Origin of the sequence: Microbacterium sp. SD291, assembly GCF_017355365.1 — a bacterium.
GTDB lineage: Bacteria > Actinomycetota > Actinomycetes > Actinomycetales > Microbacteriaceae > Microbacterium.
Genome location: NZ_JADIJR010000006.1, coordinates 38,669 through 62,333, shown reverse-complemented (window position 1 = coordinate 62,333; position 23,665 = coordinate 38,669). Strand labels below are relative to the sequence as shown.

Here is a 23,665-nt window from a genome sequence, read left to right as displayed (position 1 = left end):
TCTTCTCATGTCAGGGGCCCGTCTCCGGATGCCTGCCCGAAGCGGCGCTCAGGCCAGCGCACCCGTGCGCCACAGTGCGGCGGCCGCTGAGAGGTCCTGCGCGTAGCTGCTCAGCCGCAGCGCCCGCCTGGTGAGCTCGCTCGCCCGACCCGGCTCGGTCCGCTCGTAGTCGTCCGCGGTGTGCGTGGCGCCGGAGGCCTGCACCCGCGCGAAGGCGGCGGCGCGATCGAGTGCCACCGCGAAGTCGCCGCGGAACGCGCCACGCAGGATCGTGTCGATGAGCACGACGATCTCGTCAGGGTCTGCAGGTACCGGCGCACCGGCGATCACCGCATCCGCCGACGGCAGCTCGACCCGCCCCCGTTCGTAAAGGAGCGCGGCCGTCTGCGGGTCGGTGTGGATCGCGAGCTGCAGCAGGTAGAGCCGCCAGAGGGCTCCCGGAAGCGTGCGGGACGGTGCCTTCGACCACAGCTCGGCGATCTCGTCGATCCCGTGCTCCGCGGTGAACGCGACCAGCCGGTCGGCGCTCTCGCCGCTCTCATCCGATCGCACGCGGGCGAGCAGGGCGGATGCCGTGGCATGCGCGACCCGCGTCTCCTCCGCCGGGTCGTGGGTGCCGACGATGTTGTCGAAGGCGCTGGACGGTCTGCGCACGGGTCGGTGGTGCTGCTCGGGCATCCCTCCAGGGTACGCGCCGAACGAGGCTCAGGCGGTCGGGATCACGATCACCGGGTCGGACGTCGGCTGGCCGGTGGGCGATCCGCCCTCCTGCTCGACCGTGACGGCGATCACGTCGCCGGAGTGCATCTCGCCGGCGAGCACCGCGGTGGCATCGCCATCTCCTGCCGCGAAGACTCCCGCCGAGACCGGCGTCTCCCCGCGCACGAACCAGAGCTCGTAGGTCTCCCCCTCAGCGAGCTCGGGAATGCCGTCTGCCACGAGGACCGCAGTGCCGAGAGACGTCGACCAGTGCGCGGTGGCGGTGCCACCGGTCTCGAGGTCCACCGTGGCGCGCTGCGCGTCGTCGGACGCCTGGATCTGCTCGAGAGCGACGACGCTCGCGGGCCGGTTCAGCTGATTGTTGAGCGCGACGGCCCCGACGCCGACGCCGACCAGCAGCGCGAGGCATGCGGCCAGCGCGAACAGGATGCGAGTGCGGCGAACGCCGCCGCCGCTTCTCGGTGCGTCCGAGGCGAGGTCAGCCTTCGACGTCGTCAGGTACTCCGCCGGCTGCGCGTCGATGACCTCTTCTGCGGGGAGCTCGCCGGTCTGCGGCGTTGCCGCGATCTGAGCGAGGAGAGCGGAGCGGATGTGCGCCGGCGGATCCGACGGCGCAGCGGCACCGGCGAGCAGGCCGGCCACCTCGGCATCCGCCTCGACGATCGGCATCCACTCCGGGTGCGCCGCGAGCGCGTCCCGGTATCGGCGCTCGTCGACGCGCGACAGCGCATGCAGGGCGGCACCTGCCGCGAGCTCTGCGAATTCTTCCTCGTTCATGCCGTCACCCCCATCGCCGTTCGGAGACGGGTCAACCCGTCTCGCATCCGTGTCTTTACCGTCCCCAGCGGTGCTCCCACGAGCGCCGCGATCTCGTTCTGACTGTAACCGCCGTAATAGGCCAGGACGAGCGCCTCGCGCTGCACCTCAGGCAGACCTGAGAGTGCCCCGACGACCTTCTCCCCTTCCATTCCGAGCTCAACCTGCTCGGCCACGCTGTCATGGGCCACACCCAGATCCCGCAACCCTGCGCGCACATCCCGGTCCGCACTGGACTGGGATGCTCGCACACGGTCGACGGCCCTTCGGTGGGCGATGGTCATCACCCAGGCCCTTCCCTGTCCCTTGTTCGGAGCGAACCGCGCTGCGGATTGCCAGATCTCCAGAAAGACCTCCTGCAGCACCTCTTCGCTCTGGGAGCGGTTCACCAGCACGCGGAGGATGAGGCCGAAGACACGCGAGGAGAGCGAGTCGTACAGCTCGGCGAAAGCGCGCTGATCGCCTGAGGCTACGCGGACGATGAGATCGGCGACGGCGTCCTGCGCCGCCCCGTCTTCAGGCACGTCCATACCGTCGATGACCATCACCACCAGCATGCCGCATCCTCCGCCCATTCGCGTGCAGCCGTCCCTGTCGTGTTCGATCCAGACGCCCTGATCGGATTGGATCTGAATGATTTCCGATTTCTCCCATCCGATCCCGCAGGTGCTCCGAACAGCTCTCGACGCCACGGAGAGGCCGTGGCTCAGTTCTCAAGGAGCTCGACATGTTCAGCACCAAGAAGGTCACAGCAGCACTCACCCTGACTCTGGCGAGTGCATTCCTGCTCACCGCATGCACGATGGGCGGCACCACGACGGACGAGCCTGCAGAGTCGACGGCACCGGAGACGTCGGAGTCCGAAGCGCCCGAGACGATGGACCCGGCAGCGAACCTGGTCGGCCCCGGCTGCGCGGCGTACGCCGAGGCAGTGCCGGACGGCGCAGGTTCCATCGAGGGCATGGCTCAGGAGCCCGTCGCCATCGCCGCATCCAGCAACCCGCTGCTCAAGACGCTCGTGGCGGCCGTCAGCGGCCAGCTCAACCCGGACGTCAACCTGGTCGACACGCTGAACGGTGACGAGTTCACCGTCTTCGCACCCGTCGACGAGGCGTTCGCGAAGATCGACCCCGCCACGATCGAGGCCCTGAAGACCGACAGCGCGACGCTCAGCTCGATCCTCACGTACCACGTCCTCCCGGGCCAGATCGCGCCTGAGGACATCGCCGGCACCCACACCACCGTGCAGGGCGCCGACCTCGAGGTCACCGGAAGCGGCGACGAGTGGATGGTCAACGACGCCAACGTCATCTGCGGTGGAGTGCAGACGGCCAACGCGACCGTGTACCTGATCGACTCGGTCCTGCTGCCGCCGGCTCAGTAAGCGGGTAATGCCGAGTGGGGGTTCTCGGCACACACATGCTCGCTCACCTCAGGGGGAGGAAGGCGAGCGGGATAACGGATAGGGCTGTCGGCGTCAGGGGTCGCCGACAGCCCTTTCTGCGCGCACTACACTGGATAGCAGCAACACACACGGGCCTCTAGCTCAGTTGGCAGAGCATCGGACTTCAACAGAATAGGAGCGCCCCGGGGGAAACTCCGGGGATGACACCACTCAAAGTCGGGGAACCCTTACTGGTAAACAGTTGGCAATCCCGAGCCAAGCCGGACGCGAGTCCGGAAGGTGTAGAGACTGGACGGGTGGCACCTAAAGCGAGAGCCATGGTGAAGGGACAGTCCAGACCACGAACGCCCAGTGGGCGGCGGCGAAAGCCGAAGTGGCATGTTAATCCGCGGGTCGAGGGTTCGAGCCCCTCGGGGCCCACCGTGAGAATGTGAACGTCGGAGCTCGACGCTACCCTCGACGCATGAAACGCTGCGGGACGTGCGGCCGGCTCAAGTCGGTGGCTGAGTTCAATCAAAAATCCTCCCGTTCTGATGGCAGGCAGGAGACCTGCCGCGAATGCAACCGCGAGGCCTCCCGCCGCTACTATCGACGCAATCGCGAGCACCACATCGCGGTCATCCGGACACGCACGAAGGCGCAGAAGGAGACGAGCATCGCTTTCCTCGCCGAGTACTTCACCTCTCATCCGTGCATCGATTGCGGCGAGCCTGACCTGCGGGTACTCGATTTCGATCATCGACCCGGCTCGGCGAAACGCGACAGCGTGATGAGGCTCGTTCGCAACGGGCATCCGCTGGCGACGATCGCGGCCGAGATCGAGAAATGCGACGTGAGGTGCCGCAACTGCCATGCCATCGTCACCTACGAGCGGATGGGCGGCAGCTGGCGTTCGAGAGTCTCTGGGGCCACCGGCTCCGCTTAGGCCCCGCCTCTGGCCCTGTGCCGCCGGACGGCCGCCCGGTTCGCGCAGCGCACGGAGCAGAAGCGCTGCCTCCCGTTGCGGGTGACGTCGACCACGACGTTCGTGCACGGCGATGCCCCGCAGCGACCGAGGCGGTTCATGCCGCGGGTCACCAGATGCAGGGCCGTGCCCACGTTGAGGATCGCCCTGAGCGCGAACGGCATCGACTGCACATCATCGCGGTAGTGCAGGTGCCATCCCTCGCCGTCGTGGTCGGTGAGCCGGGGATACGCAGCCGCCTCGGCCATCTGCGCGTTCAGCATCTCCGCCCGCCTGGACGGGTCAGCCTCGTCGACGATGCGCAGCCACTCGTCGATCACTTCGCGGACGCGAGCGTGATCGTCGGGCGCCGGCGGGAAGACCATCGTCATGCCCAGGTCGAGGGTGCGCTGCTCGATGCCGTCCCGGTCCTCCGGCCACTCGTTGGCGAGGGATGCCGCGAGCAGGACCGCATATTCTCCGTAAGGGTTGAGATGCATAAGACCATTACATCACGCTGAATGCATGACCTCGCTGCACACTCGCCCCCTCACACGACCGACCGCTTCGGCCCACGAGCACGCCTGGCTCGTCGAGTCCCGTCATCCGTCGAGCGACGGCATCGTGCTCTACGTCCGCTGCGACGAATGCGACGCTCGAAGGGTCGACGTGCAGACCCACCCGCACGTCCCGCCGGCGGCGCTCAGCAGGGAGACGAACTAGGCGGTGAGCTCGACGAGCTTGCGCACCGTGCGCAGGTTCCGGGCGGTCCCTGCGACTCCCAGCGCCCTGTCCAGCACGCTCGTGGTGAGCTTGGTGCCCTGCACTCCGCCCCCGTCGTAGTCGATCCAGAGCTCCCGTCCGGACAGCGCGATGCGCTCGCCCTCGACGAGCCGCTCACGCAGCGCGTCGACGGCTCCCGGCGCGGCTGGCCCCTCGAGGAAAATCACGTGCAGCATCCTGTCCTGCGCGGCATCCGGGAACGGATTCGCCCGCAGTGCCCTGCGCAGCTCTTCGTGTGCGCGCGCGATCACGGGGCTGTCGACGCCGAACTCCTCGGCGATCAGCGTCCGCACCTGGGTGCACACCTCCTCCAGGGGAGCCGTCGCCGTGCAGACGATGTTCCCGCTGGCGATATAGGTCGAGATGTCGACGAGATCCGTGCGCTCGCCGAGGAGCTTTCGCAGCTCCGCCATGGGCACACGGTTGCGGCCGCCGACGTTCACCGCCCGCAGGAGCAGGGCGCACCGCACCGAGTGCGTCGAGCTCACCCCGCTGAGCTCTCGACCAGTTCAGCACCGGCATGCGCCAGCTCCGCGAGCGCGGCATCGCTGGACTCCGGCGCCACGCCCGCGATGAGGTCGGTGAGGATCCTCACCAGCACGCCGTGGGCGATCGCGTCCAGCGCCGAGGCCCGGACGCAGTGGTCCGTCGCGATCCCGACGATGTCGGCGGTGAGGACACCCGCCTCCGTCAGCACTGCACCTACTGTCTGACCGTCCTCCGTCGTCCCCTCGAACATCGAGTAGGCGGGTTTTCCCTGACCCTTGCGGATGTGATGGGTCACGGCATCCGTCGCCAGCAGCGGATCGTACGCTGCACCCTCGCTGTCCGCGACGCAGTGCACCGGCCAGGTGTCGACGTAGTCCGGATCATCCGAGAAGTGCCCGCCGTTGTCGCCCGACGGATCGTGCCAGTCGCGGGAGGCCACGATCACCTGGTAGTCGTCGGCGTGCGCGGCGAGGTGGGCCGTGATCGCGGACGCCACCGCATCCCCACCCTCGACCGCCAGCGCACCGCCTTCGGTGAAATCGTTCTGCACATCGACGATGAGAAGCGCTCTGCTCATGATTCGAGGGTACGCCCGGAGGAAACCAAAAGGCCCCGTGATGTTCTTCGCATCACGGGGCCTGCTGGAGCCGCTTGTCAGAATCGAACTGACGACCTTTTCATTACGAGTGAAATGCTCTGCCGACTGAGCTAAAGCGGCGCGATCATCGATATTACCCGTTCCTGAGCCGCACCGCGAATCGACCCTTCGACAGGCTCAGGGACCGCCCTTCGACAGGCTCAGGGACCGCCCTTCGACAGGCTCAGGGACCGCCCTTCGACAGGCTCAGGGACCGCCCGGACTCACCCGCAGCGCAGGCCGCCCTCGGGCACCGCATCGTCGAGGAGGAACGCCTCGACCGCCTCATCGACACAGCTGTTGCCCTTGTTGTAGCCGGTGTGCCCCTCTCCCACCCGGGTGATGAGCACGCCCTCCTCGAGCTGCTTCGCGAGCGACTCGGACCACGCGTAGGGCGTCGCCGGGTCGTTCGTCGTGCCGACGACGAGGATGGGACCTGCCCCGGCCGCGTGGATCTCACCGCGCGTTCCGGTCGGCGGATACGGCCACACCTCGCACGAGTCCGGTCCGCTCCAGTAGGGCGCGATCGTCGGTGCGCCCTCGGCGATCTTCGCCTCGATCGCCGCCTCCGCTGCCGGATCCTCCTCGACCGGGTAATCCATGCAGTTGTAGGCGCGGAACGCCTCGGTCGAGTTGTCGAGGTAGCTGCCGTTCTCGCGGCCGTTGTAGAAGTCGGCGAGGAGGAGGGCGGTCGAGGGATCGCCCTGCAGCGCCTCGTCCAGCGCCTGCGTCAGATACGACCAGCTCTCCTCGGAGTAGAGCGCCGCGATGATGCCCGTCATGAGCGAATCAGCCCCGAGCATCCGTCCGTCACCGCTCTCCAGCGGAGCGGAGTTCACACTCGCCAGGAGTGCGCCGAGATCCGCCATCGCCTCGTCGACCGTGCCGTTGAACGGGCATTCGCCGGAGTCGAGGCAGCTCTGCATGTACGCCCGCAGCGCGGACTCGAAGCCGAGCGCCTGCGTCGCCCCCACATCGAGCCCGGAGATCGCGGGGTCGACCGCGCCGTCGAGGACGAGGCGTCCGGCCTTCTCGGGGTAGAGCTCTGCATACGTCGCCCCGAGGAACGTCCCGTAGGAGTAGCCGAGGTAGTTCAGCTCCTTGTCGCCGAGCACGGCGCGGATGAGATCCATGTCACGCGCCGAGTTGATCGTCGTGATGTGCGGCAGGATGCCGCCGCTGTTCGCCTCGCAGGCGTCGGCGAACGACTTGTGCGCCGTGAGCAGCTCCGCCTCCCATTCGGCGCTGCCGCGGGGAGCGGACGGGATACCGTACAGATACTCGTCCATCTCGGCGGCATCGAAGCACTTCACCGCGGTCGACTGCCCGACGCCGCGAGGGTCGAAGCCGATCACGTCGTAGTTCTCGATCAGGTCGGCCCCGACGGCGAAGTCGAGGCTGTCCTGGATGAGCTCCACACCGCTGGCCCCGGGACCTCCCGGGTTGGTGAGCAGCGAGCCGAGTGGAGTCCCCTCCGCCTGGTGCCGCACCACCGACAGCGTGATCTCGCCACCGCCGGGGCTCTCCCAGTCGAGAGGTGCGGTCACGTCGGTGCAGTCGAAGCCGGTGCCGCACTCGGTCCAGACGAGCGTCTGCCCGTAGTACGGGAGCAGGTTCTCGGCGACGCCCTCGGTATCGGGCTCGTTCGTCACCGAGGGCTTCGGGGCGGCCTGCTCGGGGATCGCCGCGTACAGGCATCCGGTCAGGACGACGGATGCCGCGGCGAGGCCGCTGAGCAGCGCTGCGGCGCGCCGGAGGCGGGAAGTCGATCGGTTGTTCACGGTGTCCTCCCGCTCGTGACTGTCACGAGCAAGCTCTCCAGGGCGAGCAGCGGTGCGACGTTTCGCTCCAGCGACTTGCGTGTCTCGGCAAGGTGGTCAAGTACGACAAGGGTACGTGTCTGCGACCAGGCCGACGCCAGATCGCTCAGTTCGGCGTGCAGCTCGCGGTTGATCAGCTCCTCGCCCCGGCCGAACTGCAGCATCACGACGTCGCGGAACAGCGACTGCAGATCGGTCAGCACGCGATCGATGCCGTCTCGGAGGCTGCGGGTGGCCCGCTTCTTCTGGTCGTCCTCCAGCGCGGACATCTGCGCGCGCAGCGCGGGCGGCACAGCCTGCCCCTCGGCGATGCCGATCGTGTGCAGCAGCGAGGCGCGCTCGGTCGCGTCGCGTTCGGCTGTGAGCGCCTTCGCATCCTCTGTCGCGGCCTGGATGATGCGGCCTGCGACATCGACGGCGTCTCCGACACCGCGGACGCCGAGCACCGAGCGGAGGGTCTCCTCGCGCCGGCGGCGTGCCGAGTCGTCGGTCGCGAGCCGCTGCGCCATTCCGATGTGACGCTGCGCATGCCGCGCGGCCTGCTCGGCGACGCTCTCGTCCACGCCGGTGCGCCGCGAGATCAGCCGTGCGACGTCGGCGACGTCGGGCTCGCGCAGACGCAGGGAGCGCACGCGGGAGCGGATCGTCGGCAGCAGGTCGGCCTCGCTCGGCGCGCAGAGCAGCCACACCGTCCGCTCCGGCGGCTCCTCGAGCGCCTTCAGCAGGACGTTGGAGGTGCGCTCGACCATGCGGTCGGCATCCTCCACGACGATCACCCGGTAGCGGCCGGCGGAGGGGGCGAAGTAGGAGCGCTCGACGAGGGCGCGCGCCTCGGCGATCGTGATGATCACCTTGTCGGTGCGCAGCGCCGTGACGTCGGGGTGGGTGCGGGCGAGCACCTGACGCATGGTCGCCTCGTCATCGGGATGATCTGCGATGAGGGCTGCCGCGAAGGCGTAGGCCAGCGTCGACCGGCCAGAGCCAGGAGGACCGGTGATCAGCCAGGCGTGCGACAGGGCGGCCGGGTCTGAGGCGGCGGCGCGCAGCGTCTGGACCGCGGCATCCTGCCCCCACACGTCGCCCCACGGGAACTCCGCCGCGACGGTCGGGGCGTCGTCGATGTGGGGCATGCATTCAGCGTAACCTGCACGACCGACGCCGACCCGCGCGTCGGGCGTCACGGGACGGGAGCCTGCGCTATTGCGCGAGCAGCGTCTCGACGCGGGCGCGGATCTGCGCGGCGATGCTCTCGGCGGATGCCGCGGCGTCGAGCACCAGGAACCGCTCGGGCTCGGCCGCCGCGAGTTCGAGGTACGCGTCGCGCACCCGCGCGTGGAAGTCGGTCTTCTCGGCTTCGAGCCGGTCGAACGGCTTGTCGTCCGAGTCCAGTCGATCCCTCGCCGCCTCGGGGTCGAGGTCGAGAAGCAGCGTGAGATCGGGCAGCGCACCCTCCGCGGCCCACAGCGACAGGTCGCGGATCTCGGTGCCGTCCAACACGCGGCCCGCCCCCTGGTAAGCGACGGAGGAGTCGAGGTACCGGTCCTGCAGCACGACCTCGCCCCGCTGCAGTGCGGGCCTGACCACCGTGGCGACATGATGCGCACGGTCGGCTGCGTACAGGAGCGCTTCCGCGCGGGGCGCGATGTCCCCTCGGTGGTGCAGCACGATGTCGCGGATGAGCTGGCCGACCTCCGAGCCGCCGGGCTCGCGAGTGCTCACCACGGTCTGTCCGCCGGCCGTCAGCCAGTCGGCGAGCAGGTTCGCCTGCGTGGTCTTTCCGGAGCCGTCTCCGCCCTCGAGCGTGATCCACACGCCGGAACCTGCGGTCACGAACTCGCCTTGCGAGCCGCGTTCGCCGCTCGCGTCGCTGCCGCCTTCTTCGCCGCGGCGGATCGTGCTGCCGCCTTCTCGGCATCCGTCGCCGAAGACGCCGTCTTCTTCGCGGCAGGCTTCTTCGCGGCAGGCTTCTTGGCCGGTGCCTTCTTGGCTGCGGGCTTCTTCGCCGCCGTCGTGCGGGATCCGCGCTTGGGGGCCGGGCCCTTAGCACGCTTGTCGGCGAGCATCTGCACGGCGATCTCGAACGTGATGTCATCGACCTGCTGGCCGCGCGGGATCGTCACGTTGGTCTCGCCGTCGGTGACGTAGGCGCCGAAGCGGCCGTCGCGGATGCGGATCGGCTTGCCGCTCACCGGGTCGGCCTCGAACTCGGCGAGCGCGCTGGAGGCACGGCGGGCGCCGTACTTCGGCTGCGCGTAGATCTCGAGCGCCTGCTCGAGGGTGACGTCGAAGATCTGCGATTCGCCTTCGAGCGACCGCGAGTCCGCACCCTTCTTCAGGTAGGGACCGAACCGGCCGTTCTGGGCGGTGATCTCCTCGCCGGACTCGGGGTCGGCGCCGACGACACGGGGGAGGCTGAGCAGCTGCAGCGCCGTGTCGAGATCGATCGTGTCGACCGACATCGAGCGGAACAGCGACGCCGTCCGAGGCTTCGGTGCCGCCTCCTTCTTCGCTCCCCGCTTCGGCTTGGGAGCCTCGACCACCTCGCCGGTCGCCTCGTCGACCGCCGCGTCATCGGAGACAGGATCGTTCTCCTGCACGTAGGGACCGAATCGGCCGTCCCTGACGACGACGATCTTGCCGTTCTCGGGGTTCTCGCCGAGAACACGGTCACCGGCGACCGGAGCATCGATGAGCTCCTGCGCCTTGGCCTCCGTCAGCTCGTCCGGCGCGAGCTCCTCCGGAACGTTGACGATGCGGGGCTTCTCGTCCGGCGCCTCGGGGTTCGCGACCTCGAGGTACGGACCGTACTTGCCGAAGCGGAGCGTCGCCGTGTCGGTGATGCGGGTCGAGTTGAGCGCCCGTGCGTCGATCTCACCGAGGTTGTCGACCACCTGACGGAGTCCGACCTGCTTATCGGAGCCGTAATAGAACGAGCGCAGCCATTCGACGCGCTTCTGCTCGCCACGGGCGATCGCGTCGAGGTCGTCCTCGAGCGCGGCCGTGAAGTCGTAGTCGATGAGGGCCGCGAAGTGCTCCTCGAGCAGCCGCACGACGCTGAACGCGAGCCAGGTCGGCACGAGCGCCTGCCCGCGCTTGGTCGCGTAGCCGCGGTCGATCACGGTGCCGATGATGCTGGCGAAGGTCGAGGGACGGCCGATGCCGTGCTCCTCGAGCGCCTTGACCAGCGACGCCTCCGTGAAGCGGGGCTTCGGGGTGGTGCGGTGACCCTTCGCCTCGGCATCCGACATGCCCAGCTCGTCGCCCACGGCGACGGCGGGGAGGGACTGGTTCTCGTCGGCGTCCTTGTCGCCCCGCTTCTCGTCGCGTCCCTCTTCGTAGGCCTCGAGGAACCCCTTGAAGGTGTACACGGTTCCGGATGCCGTGAACTCGGCGTTCTGGCCGGCGGCGTCGACGGCGATGGTGACGGTCGTGGTCTCGTACTTCGCATCGGCCATCTGGCTCGCGACGGTGCGCTTCCAGATCAGGTCGTAGAGGCGCAGTTCCTCACGGTCGAGCTGGGAGGAGACGGATGCCGGGGTCCGGAAGCTCTCCCCCGACGGGCGGATGGCCTCGTGCGCCTCCTGGGCGTTCTTGCTCTTGGACTTGTAGACGCGCGGCTTCAGCGGCACCGCGGTGTCGCCGTAGAGCGCGACCGCCTGACTCCGCGCCGCCTGCACCGCCTGGGTGCTCAGCGCCTGGGAGTCGGTTCGCATATAGGTGATGTACCCCTTCTCGTAGAGGCGCTGGGCGACGCTCATCGCCTGCTTGGCGCTCATCGAGAGCTTGCGTCCGGCCTCCTGCTGCATGGTGGAGGTGGTGAACGGCGCGTAGGGGCTGCGGGTGCCGGGCTTCGCCTCGACCTTGGTGACCGTGCCGGTGCCCGCGGTGTCGACCGCTGCGGCGAGCGCCGCGGCCTTCGCCTCGTCGAGGATGACGACGGCCTTCTTCAGCTTTCCTGCGTCGTCGAAGTCGGTGCCGCGGGCGAGCTGGCCGCCGTCGACGCGCACGAGGCGGACCTTGAAGCCGGAGGCCGACGAGGCGAGCGCCTCGACGTCCCAGTACTCGGCGGACACGAACGCCATGCGCTCGCGCTCGCGCTCCACGATCATGCGGGTCGCGGCGGACTGCACGCGTCCGGCGGACAGGCCGGTCTTCACCTTGTACCAGAGCACGGGCGAGACGTCCCAGCCGTACAGGCGGTCGAGGATGCGGCGGGTCTCCTGCGCGTCGACGAGCGCGGTGTCGAGCTCGCGGGTGTTGCCGACAGCGGCCTGGATCGCATCCTTGGTGATCTCATGGAAGACCATGCGCTTGACCGGGACCTTGGGCTTCAGCGTCTCCAGCAGGTGCCAGGCGATCGCCTCGCCCTCGCGGTCCTCATCGGTGGCGAGCAGGAGCTCGTCGGCGTACTTCAGCGCGCGCTTGAGTTCGGCGACCGTCTTGGTCTTGCGGTCGGACACCACGTAGTAGGGATCGAAGTCGTTGTCGACGTCGATCGAGTACTTGCCGTAGGCCTCCTTGTCCGCGGCGGGGATGTCCTTCTTGTCGGCGAGATCGCGGATGTGGCCGACGGAGCTGAGCACCTCGTAGCCGTCGCCGAGGTATCCCTGAATCGACCGCATCTTCGTCGGGGACTCGACGATGACGAGCTTCTTGCCTTCAGCCAAGGGAGCGTCCTTTCTTCGAAGCACACCATACACACCACCGTGAGGGGTTGGTCACAGTGATCGCCCGGCTCGTACGCCGGGTCGTGCCTCGTGCCGCGGTCATCTCTCGTCGGGTGGCCCGGCACGGGCTCGGGAGACGGCGGCGAGTCCAGCGTACGCCGCCTCGACCTGGACGGTCGCCACGAAGTCCTCGAGCGAGCAGCCGGTGAGCGTGGCGCCGGATGCCGCGGCGACCCGCGCAGCGAGCACGCACGGCCCGTCAGCCGAGGGGACGGCGCCGCTCGCGGCATCGGCCGCGGCGAGCGCCGCGGCATCCGCTGCTCCCGCCGCGCGCTGGGCGGTGACCGCCGCTCCTCCGGCCGCCGCGAGCCCGAGGGACAGCGCCGCGGCGACCGTCAGCACGCCGGCGGCGAGCGCGGAGCCTGCCATCAGCGACCGCCGTCCAGGGCGCAGCTCGATGCCTGCAGTGGTATCCGCATCAGGCTTCCGATCGACACCTCGGCGCGCGCGGTCACGCACACCATGCCATCGGAGCCGCCGCTGGACATGTCGGCCCCGGGGACCGCAGCGCTCACGGCCTGCGCGGCCGCGCCCGCTCCCTCGCCTCGGCCGAGGAGGCGGGCGGCGTCCGCCGCGGCATCCTGCAGCGACACCTGCCTGGCGGCCGCACCCAGCGCGCCGGCACCGAGGAGCAGCGCCAGCAGGACTGCGGGCAGGGCGAGAGCGAGCTCGGCGGCGACCGATCCGCGCTCCCCGTCGCCTCGCGCTCGCGGGACGTCGCGCATCACGACACCGTGAGCGCCCGGCGGACGAGGTCGGTGAGGATGCCGCGGACCTCGTCGGATCTCATGATCACGACCAGCAGGCCGGCGAATGCCACCGCGGCCATCGTCGTGATCGCGTACTCGGCCGTGGCGGCGCCGCTGTCGTCGCCGAACAGCTCGGCCGCGCGGCGGCGGCTGACGGTGGGGATGGTGTCCATGTGTTCCTTCTTTCTCTGTGGATGCGGCGCATCCGATGGTCTGGGTCCGATGGTTCTGGGTTCGACGTCACATCGGCAGGGGCGTCGAGGCGAGCACGCTCAACAGCAGCGGCGCGACGCCGAGCAGCAGGAAGGCGGGGAGCGTGCAGACGCCCAGAGGGATCAGGAGTCGCGTCGAGAGCTTCGCCGCTCGCAGCCGGCCGTCGATCCTCGCCGCGTGGCGGTCCTGCGCGGCCGCCGCGCGCAGCAGCTCACCGGCCGGGACGCCTGCGGCGCGCGAGAGCTCCAGCACGGTGCGCACGCGCTCCTCCGTGCCGTTCCGCGATGCGGGACTCTCGGCGACGAGACGGAGCGCGCGCTCGACGGAGGCTCCCCCGGCGAGCGCCACCGCGACGAGCTCCGCCTGCATCCCCGGGGTGCCGGGGGCGGGCCTCGCCCGATCCAGCAGGCGCGTGGTCCACAGTCGCGCTGCGAACACGAGGAGCAGGCCCGCGACGACGCAGGCGGAGCCGATCGGGTTTCCGAAGATCACCCCGATCGTGTCGAATCCGAGTGCGAACCCCAGCAGCAGCCCGGCGAACGGCATCCAGAGCAGCAGTCGCGCGGTCCCGGCGGGTTCGGCGAGCGCGATGCGCACGTCGTCGGCTGCGGATGCCGCATCGCGCAGCGTCCCGGCGATCATCCGCAGCACCTCCGCCAGAGGCGCCCCGACCGTCGTGGCGATCTCCCACGATGCGGCGAGGTCCAGCCATGCCCCGCCCTCCTCTTCGATCGCGGCGAGCAGCGGGGTGCCGTTCTCGACGCGGGCGACGACCGCCGCGGCGTGCACATCGCCCGTGTCGGCGAGATACCGCCACGCGACGAGAGGGACCGCACCGGCCTGCAGCAGCACCGCCAGCGTCTGCACCGAGGTCGCGGCATCCGCTCCGCTGTCCGGCGCCGCCCTCTTGCGGACTGTCACCACGGCTGCACCTCCTCGATGCCGAGCCTGTCGCCGGCCAGGGAGAACGCCCCGGCCTGCGCGATGCGCCTGCGCCCGCCGGGCTCCCTGTCGAGATGCAGGACGATCGTGAACGCGCTGACGACCTGTCGTGCGAGCGCGGTGGCGTCCATCCCGGCGAGAGCGCCCAGCGCCTCCATCCGAGCGGGGACGTCGCGCAGCCCACTGGCGTGCAGGGTGCCTGCGCCGCCGTCGTGCCCGGTGTTCAGCGCGGTCAGCAGCTCGCGGACCTCCTCCCCGCGGCACTCCCCGACCACGAGCCGGTCAGGTCGCATCCGCAGCGATTCGCGCACGAGCCTCGCCAGGCTGATCCCGCCGGCGCCCTCCAGGTTGGCCTGCCTGGCCTCGAGCGCCACATGGTGCGGATGACGAGGACGCAGCTCCGCCACGTCCTCGATCGTGACGATCCGCTCGGCAGGCGACGCGGCCGAGAGCAGCGCGGAGAGCAGGGTCGTCTTTCCCGTGCCCGTGCCACCCGTGATGAGGATGTTCGCGCGCTCGGCGACGAGTCCCTCGAGCCAGGTCTGCTGCCGCCCGTCGAACGCGCCGAGTGCGGCGAGCGCGTCGAGATCGGCGGCGCGCACCCGCGGGACCCGGATCGACAGCGCGGTTCCGGAGGTCGACACCGGCGCGAGCACGGCATGCACCCGGATGCCGGAGTCGAGCCTGACATCGACGCACGGCGCCTGATCGTCCAGGTGCCGGCCGCCGAGGCCGACCAGGGCCACCGCGAGATCGCGCACCTCCCGCTCGGAGGCGCTCCACTCCGGGACGGGTTCCGTGCCGTGGCCTCGGTCGACGAACAGCCCCGCCGCGCCGTTGACGAAGATGTCGGTGACGCCCTCATCGGCGCAGTGCTCGGCGAGCGGACCGAAAGCCGGGTCGAGGCTCAGCGGCGATTCGGCGCTCGACGCGCCGGTCGATGCCGGCGCCGCGGAGTTCCGTGGCTGGATGACGAACGGCTGAGGCATGCCAAGACGCTAGACGTGCCGAGCGACCCTGATCCGCGGCGGACGGGACCGCGGACGCGGGGTGTGGAGAACTCGGCGGATCCGGTCTGCGTGCAGTACGGAAGTGCAGAGCGGGACCCGGATGCGGGGAGCGCTCCCACAGAGAAGGGCGGCATCTCACGGGGGGAATGAGATGCCGCCCACGGCGCCGCCACGATCGGGGAATCGGGCGCGCCAAGGCCGGAATGAGAATTCGGCTGTCGTCGAGTGTACGCAAGGCGACCGTCCCGACAAAACCAGCCTCGATACCGACTTTCGGCAGTATGCGACGTCTGTGGCCGGGACTAGATTCGCCGTGACGTGGTCGCCGCACCCTCGCGACCGTGCCCAGCACGACCAGCATCGCCGCAAAGGAGCGCCTGCAGATGAGCAGCCAGATCGACCATCTTCTCGATGAGACCCGCCAGTTCCCGCCGTCCGAGGAGTTCGCAGCCCAGACCATCTCCTCCCCCGCGCTCTACGAGCGCGCGGCGGCCGACCGAGAGGGGTTCTGGGGCGAGCAGGCCCGCGAGCTGCTGCACTGGCACAAGCCCTTCACCCAGGTCCTCGACTGGACGAACCCGCCGTTCGCCAAGTGGTTCGAGGACGGCGAGCTCAACGTCTCGTACAACTGCCTCGACCGTCACGTGGAGGCGGGGAACGGCGACCGCGTCGCACTGCACTGGGAGGGCGAGCCTGGTGACTCCCGCGACATCACCTATGCCGAGCTGACCGACGAGGTCAAGCGCGTGGCGAACGTCCTCGAGGGCCTCGGCATCGGCCACGGCGACCGTGTCGCGATCTATCTGCCGATGATCCCCGAGGCGATCGCCTCGATGCTCGCCGTCGCGCGCCTCGGAGCAGTCCACTCCGTCGTGTTCGGCGGCTTCAGCGCCGACAGCCTGCGCTCGCGCATCGACGACGCCGGCGCCAAGCTGGTCATCACGGCGGACGGCGGCTACCGCAAGGGCCGCGTCTCCGCACTCAAGCCCGCAGTCGACCAGGCGCTCGCAGACCGCGGCGAGGGCGAGCAGCAGACGGTCGAGCATGTGCTCGTGGTCAAGCGCGGCGGCAACGAGGTCGACTGGGTCGACGATCGCGATCTCTGGTGGCACGACGTGGTGCCCGCGGCATCCGCAGACCACACCGCGCGCTCGTTCCCCGCCGAGAACCCGCTGTTCATCCTGTACACCTCCGGCACGACGGGAAAGCCGAAGGGGATCCTGCACACGTCCGGCGGCTATCTCGCGCAGGTCGCCTACTCGCACAAGTACGTGTTCGATCTGCATCCGGAATCCGACGTGTTCTGGTGCACAGCCGACATCGGCTGGGTCACCGGTCACAGCTACGTCACCTACGGCCCGCTCGCGAACGGCGCGACACAGGTGCTGTACGAGGGCACGCCGGACGCGCCGCACCCCGGGCGCTGGTGGGAGATCATCGAGAAGTACGGGGTGTCGATCTTCTACACCGCGCCGACCGCGATCCGCTCCTTCATGAAGATCGGCCGCAGCGTCCCGAAGAAGTTCGACCTCTCTTCGCTGCGTCTGCTCGGGTCGGTGGGCGAGCCCATCAACCCCGAGGCATGGATGTGGTACCGCGAGGTGATCGGTGCGGGCAAGACCCCGATCGTCGACACCTGGTGGCAGACCGAGACCGGCGCGATCATGGTGTCTGCTCTTCCGGGGGTCACCGCCACCAAGCCGGGGTCCGCGCAGGTCCCGCTCCCTGGCATCTCGCTCGACGTGGTCGACGAGTCCGGCGCCGAGGTCGGCAACGGCAACGGCGGCCTGCTGGTGATCACCGAGCCGTGGCCGAGCATGCTCCGCGGCATCTGGGGCGACCCAGAGCGCTTCAAGGAGACCTACTGGGAGAAGTTCGAGGACCAGGGCTATTACTTCGCCGGAGACGGTGCGCGCCTGGACGAAGACGGCGATCTGTGGCTGCTCGGTCGAGTGGACGACGTGATGAACGTCTCGGGCCACCGACTGTCGACGGCCGAGATCGAATCCTCGCTGGTCGCGCACGAGGCCACCGCCGAGGCGGCCGTCGTCGGAGCGGCCGACGAGACCACCGGTCAGGCCGTCGTCGCGTTCGTGATCGTCAAGGAGAGCTACCTCGCCGAGCACGACCCGGCGGGTCTCGCCCAGCAGCTGCGGCTCTGGGTCGGCGAGCAGATCGGCGCGATCGCCCGGCCGCGTGACGTGTACATCGTCGGCGAGCTCCCGAAGACGCGCTCGGGCAAGATCATGCGCCGCCTTCTTCGCGACGTCGCGGAGGGTCGCGAGGTCGGCGACACCACGACGCTCGCCGACACCGCGGTGATGAGTATCATCTCCGCCCAGGTGAAGTAGCTCGCCGAGACCCCCCGCTGACGCCGAAACCCCGGCCTGCCTTCGCAGGCAGGCCGGGGTCTCGGCGGTAGAGCGGGGTCTCGCGGTGGGTCTCAGGCGAGGATGAAGGTGACCTCGACCTCGACCGGCGCACCGAGCGGGAGCTCGGCGACGCCGACTGCGGCGCGCGCGTGGCGACCGGCCTCACCGAAGATCTCCCCCAGCACCTCGCTGGCGCCGTTGACGACGCCTGGCTGGCCGGTGAACGCCGCCGCGGAGGCGACGAAGCCGCCGACCCGCAGCACACCCGCGATGCGATCGACGCCTCCTGCGGCGTCCGCCGCCGCGGCGAGAGCGTTCAGCGCACAGGTACGGGCGTAAGCCTTGGCATCCTCGGCGCTCACCTCGGCGCCGACCTTGCCGATCGCCGGCAGCGCGCCCTCGACGAACGGGAGCTGGCCGGAGGTGTAGACGAGACCGCCGTGCACGACGGCCGGCACGTACGCCGCGACGGGCGCTGCGACAGCCGGAAGCTCGATGCCGAGCTCCCCGAGGCGAGCGGAGACGGTCATGCGGCGCCACCCTCGAACTGGCGCGACGCCTCAGCGGCCGCGGCGAGTCCGGCATTGGCCGCGGCATCGGTCGAGACCGGCCGCTTGAAGTAGGCGACGAGCCCTCCCTCCGGCCCCTGCACGACCTGCACGAGCTCCCAGCCCTGCTTGCCCCAGTTGTTGAGGATCGCTGCGGTGTTGTGGATCAGCAACGGCGTGGTGAGGTACTCCCAGGTGATCATCGGTACTCCTGTCTGGCGGCATCTGCAGGGCAGCTGCGTCAAAGGCGGTATTCAGGGAACTCCCCTACGATCAAGCGTATGCCTCAAAAGAATCGCACGGTGAAAGGTGTGCTCGGCGGCCTTCTCGGCCTCGTCGGGCTGAGCGCCGTCGCCGGTCTGCTCGTCACGGCCAGCGTCACCCCGGTCCTCGCCATGACGGGTATCGCAGGATCCCAGGCCTTCGGCATCTTCGAGGACCTGCCCGAGAACCTCCAGATCGGCGCTCCGATGCAGCAGTCGACGATCTACGCCACCGGACACGACGGCAATCCGGTCGCACTGGCATCGTTCTACGAGCAGAAGCGCATCCCGGTGACCTACGAGCAGATCGCCACCGTGATGTATGACGCGATCCTCGCGAGCGAGGACAAGAACTTCTACACCCACGGCGGCGTCAATCTCGGCGCTACGCTCAAGGCCGCCCTCGGCAACGTCGCCGGGACGACCGATCGAGGCGCCTCGACGATCACCCAGCAGTACGTGAAGAACGTCCAGGTCCAGGAGTGCGAGCAGGAGGTCGACACGGCAGCCGACGATTACTCCGAGCAGATCGAGCAGTGCTTCCTCGACGCAGCGGTCGCTGAGGGCAGCGCGGGCGTCCAGCGAAAGCTGCAGGAGATGCGCTACGCGCTCAAGATCGAGAAGGAGTACTCGAAGAACGACATCCTGCTCGGCTACCTGAACATCGCGAACTTCGGCGGCACGATCTACGGCATCGAGGCCGCGGCGAGCCGCTACTTCTCCACCTCCGCGGCGAATCTCACGCTCGTCCAGGCAGCCACGATCGCCGGCATGGTCCAGGAGCCGAACAGGCTCCGCATCGACCGGCCGGAAGGCACCTACACCGACAATGCGGGCGTCGCTCACAACGGTGAGGCGGACGGATACAAGGAGACGAAGGACCGCCGCGACTACGTGATCGGCCAGATGCTGATCAATGACATGATCACCCAGGCCGAGCACGACGAGGCCGTCGCCGCACCCGTCACTCCGGCGCTCAGCGAGTCGAAGCAGGGCTGTGCTGCTGCCGGCGACAACGCCTACTTCTGCCAGTACGTCAAGGCAGTGATCGAGGACGACGAGGCGTTCGGCGACACCCCCGAAGAACGCCGCTCGAATCTGCGCCGCGGCGGCATGCAGATCTTCACGTCCCTCGACCTCCGGGTGCAGCAGACCGCGATCGACGCCGTGAAGGCCCGCGTCCCGCAGTCGATGCCAGGAATCCTCGTCGGCGGCACCGGGGTGTCGGTCGAGGCGACCACTGGGCGCGTGCTCGCGATGGCGCAGAACACCGCGTTCAACGAGTCGACGGAGGCGAATCTCGCGGCCGGAGAGACCTCGCAGGTCTTCGCCGCAGACAGGGCGCACGGCGGCTCGACCTACGGATTCGAGACCGGGTCGACGTACAAGCTGTTCACGCTGCTGCGCTGGCTGGAGACCGGTCATTCGGTCAACCAGGTGCTCGACGGTCGCCTCAAGACCTTCAGCCCGTTCACGAGGTGCGGCGACAAGGTCACGAACGCGGCCAAGATCAACAACTTCGGCAACAGCGGCGGTTCGGTGAGCAGCGTGCGGCAGTTCACGGCTCAGTCGCTGAACACCGGCTTCCTCGCAATGGCGCAGCAGCTCGACCTCTGCGAGATCAACGAGGTCGCCAAGAAGCTCGGTGTGCACTATGGCAACGGCGACGACATCACGGTCGGCGGCACCGAGGTCAACCTGGCTCCGAACGACCCGTTCTCGTCGGTGCTCGGTTCGAAGAGCGTCGCCCCGCTGCAGATGGCCGGCGCCTACGCGACGGTCGCGAACAACGGCATCTACTGCGAGCCCCGGGTGATCGACAAGGTCATCGGCATCGACGGCCAGGAGGTCGCACCACCGGAGACGACGTGCACCCAGCAGCTGACCCCAGAGGTGGCGGCCACAGCGGCATTCGCGCTGCGCGGCGTGATGGAGGGCAACGGCACCGGTGCCAGGGCGAACCCGGACGACGGCATCCCGGTGATCGGCAAGACCGGTACCGCCGAGAAGGAGCACACGATGCTCGTCCAGTCGAGCACGAAGGTCACGACCGCCGTCTGGGTGGGCAACATCGACGGCCGCGCGCCGCTGAAGGACTTCCGCAACGGCGACGGCACTCGCCTCAACGACATCCGCTACGGCCTCGCCCGTGAGATCCAGCGGGCGGCGAACGCCGTCTACGGCGGAGACGCGTTCCCCAAGCCCGACGACAAGCTCATCCGTCAGGTGATGGCGGAGGTGCCCAACGTGGTCGGCAAGTCCATCGAGGAGGCGACGTCGATCCTGGAGACGGCGGGCTTCACCGTGGCAGTCGGCTCGGCGGTCGACAGCGATCAGCCGGTGAACGTGGTCGCCGCGCAGGATCCGTCTGGTCAGGCCGCCAGCGGCACGACGATCACGATCTCGCCGAGCAACGGGCTGGGCGCGACGGTTCCCGATGTCGCGGGGCAGACGAAGGCACAGGCACAGGCAGCCCTCTTCGGGGCAGGATTCACGACGGTGGACTTCACCGGCTCGTGCAACCCGCCTGAGGCGACCGTGAAGTCGACGAGTCCGGCCGCGGGGACCGCCACGACCAAGAGCACCTCGATCAAGGTGCAGTGCGAGTGACCTCTCGCCGCACAGCGCACCCGGCCCTCATCGCGCTCGGCGCGGTGGGGGCCGCGGGCGCTGCGGCCGCCGTCTGGGGCATCGGGATCGAGCGCTACCTCTTCACTGTGCGTGAGGTGACGGCATCCGCCCTCGCGCCGGGCTCCGCACCGATCAGGGTGCTGCACGTCTCCGACGTGCACATGGCACCCTGGCAGCATCGCAAGCAGGAGTGGCTGGCGTCTCTCGCGCGGCTCGAGCCCGACCTGGTGGTGAACACGGGTGACAACCTCGGGCACGTCGACGGGATCGACGGGATCCGCCGCGCGTTCGAGCCCCTGGCAGGCATCCCCGGCGTGTTCGTGCACGGCTCGAACGACGTGCACGGCCCGTCCCCGCGCAACCCGCTCCGCTATTTCTCGGGGCCATCGGCACGCCATCGCGAGCAGACGAAGCTCGACACCGACGCGATGGACCGGTACTTCACGGATGAGCTCGGCTGGACCGGCCTCAACAATACGGCGGCTCGCCTTCGGATAGCCGGGAACGAGATCGACCTCTTCGGCGTCAGCGACGCGCACCGGGACTGGGATCGGCTCGAGGATCTGCCGGCGGCCATCGCGGATCTGGGCGGGAGGGATGCCGGCACCTCCGTGATCGGCGTCACACACGCGCCGTATCAGCGCGTGCTGAACGGCTTCATGGATCTCGACGCCGACGTGATCTTCGGCGGGCACACGCACGGCGGCCAGGTCTGCCTTCCCGGCTTCGGCGCGCTGGTCGCGAACTGCGACATCCCGCTCAAGCAGGCGAAGGGCCTGAGCACCTGGACCCGCGGCGGCCGCTCCATCCCTCTCAACGTCAGCGCCGGGTGCGGACACTCGATCTACGCGCCGGTGCGGTTCGCGTGCCGCCCCGAGGCGACGCTGCTCACCCTCACCGCGCGGACCTGAGGCCGATTCGGTGTTCCGAGGGTTTTGCTTGTAGACTCGGAGGGTTGCAAAACGGGGTGTGGCGCAGCTTGGTAGCGCGCTTCGTTCGGGACGAAGAGGTCGCAGGTTCAAATCCTGTCACCCCGACAACGCAGGAAAAGGGTCCGCCGAAGGCGGGCCCTTTTTCTGCGTTTCGCGGCAGTGAAGCGGGCCCCGCGGGCGCAGGAGGCTCCGCACGCCGCTCACGCCGGCACGCGACGTGCGCGCCGGGCCCCGCGGCGGCGCTCTCTGCCCAGGTCCCACAGGTAGTGGTCGAAGTCCACCTCCATGGTGTGCCGGGCCGAGGTGTAGAACTGTCGGCGGTTCCGCTGGTGATCGGCGAGCATCTGTCGGCGGATCTCATCCCGCGGGGGTGCGACGTAGCGCCCGGAGACGTGCTCGGCGATCCATGCGCTCTGGGCCTCGGCCAGGGGCATCACGGCCCCGATGGGCTGCAGCAGCCCGACGAAGTACAGGCCGGGCAGGTCTGGGTGGATGGTGCGTTTCCAGAGCGGAAGATCGTTGTCCTCGGCGGCGATCAGGGCGGGGTCCAAGAAGGGGAACGTCACTCGGTATCCGGTGGCCCAGACGACGAGGTCCGCGGAGACGCGGGTCCCGTCGACGAATTCGACGCTGCCGCCGTCCAGCCGCGCGATACCTGGGCGAGGCTGGACCTTGCCGGAGCGGAGAGCATCGCGGATGCCGTCGGACTGAACGGGGTGGGACTGGCCGGGTCTGTGGCCAGGGGTCGGGAGGCCGAGTTCTGCGACGTTCCCGGAGAGCATGGCGGCGAGGCGCAGCCGGGCCGAAGTGACCCACCACGGCACCCAGCCCGGCAGAGCCACCTGGTCTGCAGGGACGCCGAGAAGGTACTTCCGCAGCACCCACTGTCCGCGGCGCTGGGACAGATGTGTGGAGCGGGCGACACGCCCCGCCTCGGTTGCGATGTCGAGGGCGGAGTTGCCCGAGCCGACGACCACGACGTCGCGTCCCTCCAGCTGCGACGCCGATCTGTAGTCATGGGCGTGCATCTGCTCACCGTCGAACGTTCCGGGATACACAGGGTCGGGCCATCGGGGATCCCAGTGGTGGCCGTTGGCCACGATGACCGCGTCGTACTCGATGACCGCGTCACCGTCCGGGCCCGAGATGCTCACGCGCCACGTGGCGTCGTCTGCACGGGTCACAGCAGTCACGGTGGTGGAGAACGTGATCTGATCGCGGAGCCTGAAGTGGTCGAGGTAGGCCTCGAAGTAGTCCGCGACCTGGTCATGACGGGCGTATTGCGGATAGTGCGCGGGCATGGGGAAGTCCGAGAACGCCATACGGGGACACGACGTGTTGATCTCAAGCGTCTGATAGCAGGCGGACTGGCCGTTGGGGTTGCCGAAGACCCAGTTGCCGCCGACGACGGGACCCTTCTCGTAGCAGTCAAAGGGGATGCCTCCGGTGTAGAGGGCCTTGACGGCGGCGAGTCCAGACGAGCCGGCCCCGATGACGCAGACCCTCGGCAATGCCGGATCGGGCGCGATCGGCGTGGTGATGGCGGGGGCACGGTGGCTCTGTCTGACCGAGTAAGGCATAGAGGAAGGCTGGCAGATGCACCCTCTGTGGACTTGACTTCACAGGACAAAAACTTGACCCGGCGCGACACGGCGCACATCGGCC

General features: G+C 69.0%; 24 protein-coding genes and 2 tRNA genes. 7 read left to right on the top strand and 19 right to left on the bottom strand.

Annotated elements, in window-relative coordinates; genetic code table 11:
* Positions 1-48 precede the first annotated feature (48 nt).
* From IPV10_RS05195 to sigK, 3 genes are read right to left on the bottom strand one after another with little or no spacing between them, the layout of a single operon-like run.
* A complete protein-coding gene (locus IPV10_RS05195) occupies positions 49-678 on the bottom strand; it encodes a DNA-directed RNA polymerase subunit beta (RefSeq protein ID WP_207481137.1) in 630 nt (209 codons plus the stop codon).
* Positions 679-705: 27 nt separating this feature from the next.
* Positions 706-1,497, bottom strand: coding sequence for an anti-sigma factor (locus IPV10_RS05190; protein ID WP_207481136.1), 792 nt, complete (start codon positions 1,495-1,497; stop codon positions 706-708).
* A complete protein-coding gene (sigK, locus tag IPV10_RS05185; protein ID WP_207481134.1) occupies positions 1,494-2,093 on the bottom strand; it encodes an ECF RNA polymerase sigma factor SigK in 600 nt (199 codons plus the stop codon). The genes IPV10_RS05190 and sigK overlap by 4 nt, the downstream gene beginning before the upstream one ends.
* Before the next feature lie 170 nt (positions 2,094-2,263).
* Between sigK and IPV10_RS05180 the strand changes: the two genes are divergently transcribed.
* Positions 2,264-2,920, top strand: a complete 657-nt coding sequence (locus IPV10_RS05180) for a fasciclin domain-containing protein (RefSeq protein WP_207481132.1) — start codon at positions 2,264-2,266, stop codon at positions 2,918-2,920.
* A gap of 484 nt (positions 2,921-3,404) precedes the next feature.
* Positions 3,405-3,866, top strand: a complete 462-nt coding sequence (locus IPV10_RS05175) for a hypothetical protein (RefSeq protein WP_207481130.1) — start codon at positions 3,405-3,407, stop codon at positions 3,864-3,866.
* Here IPV10_RS05175 and IPV10_RS05170 read toward each other — a convergent pair.
* The gene (locus tag IPV10_RS05170) at positions 3,863-4,384 is read right to left on the bottom strand and encodes a CGNR zinc finger domain-containing protein (protein WP_207481128.1); all 522 of its coding nucleotides are present in this window, start codon (positions 4,382-4,384) and stop codon (positions 3,863-3,865) included. The genes IPV10_RS05175 and IPV10_RS05170 overlap by 4 nt on opposite strands.
* Before the next feature lie 25 nt (positions 4,385-4,409).
* On the opposite strand from IPV10_RS05170, the gene IPV10_RS05165 reads away from it, so the two are divergent.
* Positions 4,410-4,607 carry a hypothetical protein gene (locus IPV10_RS05165; protein ID WP_207481126.1) on the top strand — a complete coding sequence of 66 codons (198 nt, stop codon included), beginning with the start codon at positions 4,410-4,412 and terminating at the stop codon, positions 4,605-4,607.
* Here the strand turns inward: IPV10_RS05165 and IPV10_RS05160 are convergent.
* The 12 genes from IPV10_RS05160 to IPV10_RS05105 all read right to left on the bottom strand — a co-directional run bounded on the left by IPV10_RS05160 (position 4,604) and on the right by IPV10_RS05105 (position 15,233).
* On the bottom strand, positions 4,604-5,137 hold the full coding sequence (locus tag IPV10_RS05160; protein WP_207481278.1) for a DUF1697 domain-containing protein: 534 nt from the start codon (positions 5,135-5,137) through the stop codon (positions 4,604-4,606). The genes IPV10_RS05165 and IPV10_RS05160 overlap by 4 nt on opposite strands.
* A 14-nt stretch (positions 5,138-5,151) precedes the next feature.
* Positions 5,152-5,733: an isochorismatase family protein gene (locus IPV10_RS05155; protein WP_207481124.1), complete on the bottom strand. Its 582-nt coding sequence runs from the start codon at positions 5,731-5,733 to the stop codon at positions 5,152-5,154.
* Between the two features lie 65 nt (positions 5,734-5,798).
* Positions 5,799-5,874, bottom strand: a tRNA-Thr gene (locus tag IPV10_RS05150).
* Positions 5,875-6,017: 143 nt separating this feature from the next.
* Positions 6,018-7,574 carry an alpha/beta hydrolase gene (locus IPV10_RS05145; protein ID WP_207481122.1) on the bottom strand — a complete coding sequence of 519 codons (1,557 nt, stop codon included), beginning with the start codon at positions 7,572-7,574 and terminating at the stop codon, positions 6,018-6,020.
* Entirely contained in the window at positions 7,571-8,743 is a 1,173-nt protein-coding gene (locus tag IPV10_RS05140) for a DNA polymerase III subunit delta' (RefSeq protein ID WP_207481120.1), read from the bottom strand. Before IPV10_RS05140 ends, IPV10_RS05145 begins: the two co-directional genes overlap by 4 nt.
* Before the next feature lie 67 nt (positions 8,744-8,810).
* Positions 8,811-9,443: a dTMP kinase gene (gene tmk / locus IPV10_RS05135; RefSeq protein ID WP_207481118.1), complete on the bottom strand. Its 633-nt coding sequence runs from the start codon at positions 9,441-9,443 to the stop codon at positions 8,811-8,813.
* Positions 9,440-12,280: a type I DNA topoisomerase gene (topA, locus tag IPV10_RS05130; RefSeq protein WP_207481116.1), complete on the bottom strand. Its 2,841-nt coding sequence runs from the start codon at positions 12,278-12,280 to the stop codon at positions 9,440-9,442. Before topA ends, tmk begins: the two co-directional genes overlap by 4 nt.
* A 99-nt stretch (positions 12,281-12,379) precedes the next feature.
* Entirely contained in the window at positions 12,380-12,709 is a 330-nt protein-coding gene (locus tag IPV10_RS05125) for a helicase (RefSeq protein ID WP_207481114.1), read from the bottom strand.
* The gene (locus tag IPV10_RS05120; protein ID WP_207481112.1) at positions 12,709-13,065 is read right to left on the bottom strand and encodes a TadE family type IV pilus minor pilin; all 357 of its coding nucleotides are present in this window, start codon (positions 13,063-13,065) and stop codon (positions 12,709-12,711) included. The genes IPV10_RS05125 and IPV10_RS05120 overlap by 1 nt, the downstream gene beginning before the upstream one ends.
* On the bottom strand, positions 13,065-13,262 hold the full coding sequence (locus IPV10_RS05115; RefSeq protein WP_207481110.1) for a DUF4244 domain-containing protein: 198 nt from the start codon (positions 13,260-13,262) through the stop codon (positions 13,065-13,067). Before IPV10_RS05115 ends, IPV10_RS05120 begins: the two co-directional genes overlap by 1 nt.
* A gap of 67 nt (positions 13,263-13,329) precedes the next feature.
* Positions 13,330-14,223 carry a type II secretion system F family protein gene (locus IPV10_RS05110; protein ID WP_307861063.1) on the bottom strand — a complete coding sequence of 298 codons (894 nt, stop codon included), beginning with the start codon at positions 14,221-14,223 and terminating at the stop codon, positions 13,330-13,332.
* On the bottom strand, positions 14,220-15,233 hold the full coding sequence (locus IPV10_RS05105) for a TadA family conjugal transfer-associated ATPase (protein ID WP_207481106.1): 1,014 nt from the start codon (positions 15,231-15,233) through the stop codon (positions 14,220-14,222). Before IPV10_RS05105 ends, IPV10_RS05110 begins: the two co-directional genes overlap by 4 nt.
* A 404-nt stretch (positions 15,234-15,637) precedes the next feature.
* Here IPV10_RS05105 and acs point away from each other — a divergent pair, with 404 nt between their 5' ends.
* Positions 15,638-17,605 carry an acetate--CoA ligase gene (acs, locus tag IPV10_RS05100; protein WP_207481275.1) on the top strand — a complete coding sequence of 656 codons (1,968 nt, stop codon included), beginning with the start codon at positions 15,638-15,640 and terminating at the stop codon, positions 17,603-17,605.
* A gap of 92 nt (positions 17,606-17,697) precedes the next feature.
* Here the strand turns inward: acs and IPV10_RS05095 are convergent, their stop codons facing one another.
* Both IPV10_RS05095 and IPV10_RS05090 read right to left on the bottom strand, forming a co-directional pair.
* Positions 17,698-18,156: a RidA family protein gene (locus IPV10_RS05095; RefSeq protein ID WP_207481104.1), complete on the bottom strand. Its 459-nt coding sequence runs from the start codon at positions 18,154-18,156 to the stop codon at positions 17,698-17,700.
* Complete coding sequence (locus IPV10_RS05090; RefSeq protein WP_207481102.1) at positions 18,153-18,377, bottom strand: hypothetical protein; 225 nt, start codon at positions 18,375-18,377, stop codon at positions 18,153-18,155. The genes IPV10_RS05095 and IPV10_RS05090 overlap by 4 nt, the downstream gene beginning before the upstream one ends.
* 99 nt (positions 18,378-18,476) lie before the next feature.
* Between IPV10_RS05090 and IPV10_RS05085 the strand changes: the two genes are divergently transcribed.
* From IPV10_RS05085 to IPV10_RS05075, 3 genes are all read left to right on the top strand, one after another.
* Positions 18,477-21,047: a transglycosylase domain-containing protein gene (locus IPV10_RS05085; protein WP_307861062.1), complete on the top strand. Its 2,571-nt coding sequence runs from the start codon at positions 18,477-18,479 to the stop codon at positions 21,045-21,047.
* A complete protein-coding gene (locus IPV10_RS05080; RefSeq protein ID WP_207481085.1) occupies positions 21,044-21,979 on the top strand; it encodes a metallophosphoesterase in 936 nt (311 codons plus the stop codon). Before IPV10_RS05085 ends, IPV10_RS05080 begins: the two co-directional genes overlap by 4 nt.
* A gap of 52 nt (positions 21,980-22,031) precedes the next feature.
* Positions 22,032-22,105, top strand: a tRNA-Pro gene (locus tag IPV10_RS05075).
* A 95-nt stretch (positions 22,106-22,200) separates the two neighbouring features.
* Here the strand turns inward: IPV10_RS05075 and IPV10_RS05070 are convergent.
* The gene (locus IPV10_RS05070) at positions 22,201-23,580 is read right to left on the bottom strand and encodes an NAD(P)/FAD-dependent oxidoreductase (RefSeq protein ID WP_207481082.1); all 1,380 of its coding nucleotides are present in this window, start codon (positions 23,578-23,580) and stop codon (positions 22,201-22,203) included.
* Positions 23,581-23,665 lie beyond the last annotated feature (85 nt).

Excerpts from the sequence above, each read along its gene's own strand:
- sigK (WP_207481134.1), bottom strand. The coding sequence starts at position 2,093 with ATGCTGGTGGTGATGGTCATCGACGGTATGGACGTGCCTGAAGACGGG.
- IPV10_RS05095 (WP_207481104.1), bottom strand. The coding sequence starts at position 18,156 with ATGACCGTCTCCGCTCGCCTCGGGGAGCTCGGCATCGAGCTTCCGGCT.
- IPV10_RS05180 (WP_207481132.1), top strand. The coding sequence starts at position 2,264 with ATGTTCAGCACCAAGAAGGTCACAGCAGCACTCACCCTGACTCTGGCG.
- IPV10_RS05140 (WP_207481120.1), bottom strand. The coding sequence starts at position 8,743 with ATGCCCCACATCGACGACGCCCCGACCGTCGCGGCGGAGTTCCCGTGG.
- IPV10_RS05195 (WP_207481137.1), bottom strand. The coding sequence starts at position 678 with ATGCCCGAGCAGCACCACCGACCCGTGCGCAGACCGTCCAGCGCCTTC.
- IPV10_RS05090 (WP_207481102.1), bottom strand. The coding sequence starts at position 18,377 with ATGATCACCTGGGAGTACCTCACCACGCCGTTGCTGATCCACAACACC.
- IPV10_RS05190 (WP_207481136.1), bottom strand. The coding sequence starts at position 1,497 with ATGAACGAGGAAGAATTCGCAGAGCTCGCGGCAGGTGCCGCCCTGCAT.
- acs (WP_207481275.1), top strand. The coding sequence starts at position 15,638 with ATGAGCAGCCAGATCGACCATCTTCTCGATGAGACCCGCCAGTTCCCG.
- IPV10_RS05165 (WP_207481126.1), top strand. The coding sequence starts at position 4,410 with ATGACCTCGCTGCACACTCGCCCCCTCACACGACCGACCGCTTCGGCC.
- IPV10_RS05115 (WP_207481110.1), bottom strand. The coding sequence starts at position 13,262 with ATGGACACCATCCCCACCGTCAGCCGCCGCCGCGCGGCCGAGCTGTTC.
- IPV10_RS05170 (WP_207481128.1), bottom strand. The coding sequence starts at position 4,384 with ATGCATCTCAACCCTTACGGAGAATATGCGGTCCTGCTCGCGGCATCC.
- IPV10_RS05120 (WP_207481112.1), bottom strand. The coding sequence starts at position 13,065 with ATGCGCGACGTCCCGCGAGCGCGAGGCGACGGGGAGCGCGGATCGGTC.
- IPV10_RS05105 (WP_207481106.1), bottom strand. The coding sequence starts at position 15,233 with ATGCCTCAGCCGTTCGTCATCCAGCCACGGAACTCCGCGGCGCCGGCA.
- IPV10_RS05175 (WP_207481130.1), top strand. The coding sequence starts at position 3,405 with ATGAAACGCTGCGGGACGTGCGGCCGGCTCAAGTCGGTGGCTGAGTTC.
- IPV10_RS05155 (WP_207481124.1), bottom strand. The coding sequence starts at position 5,733 with ATGAGCAGAGCGCTTCTCATCGTCGATGTGCAGAACGATTTCACCGAA.
- IPV10_RS05070 (WP_207481082.1), bottom strand. The coding sequence starts at position 23,580 with ATGCCTTACTCGGTCAGACAGAGCCACCGTGCCCCCGCCATCACCACG.
- IPV10_RS05125 (WP_207481114.1), bottom strand. The coding sequence starts at position 12,709 with ATGGCAGGCTCCGCGCTCGCCGCCGGCGTGCTGACGGTCGCCGCGGCG.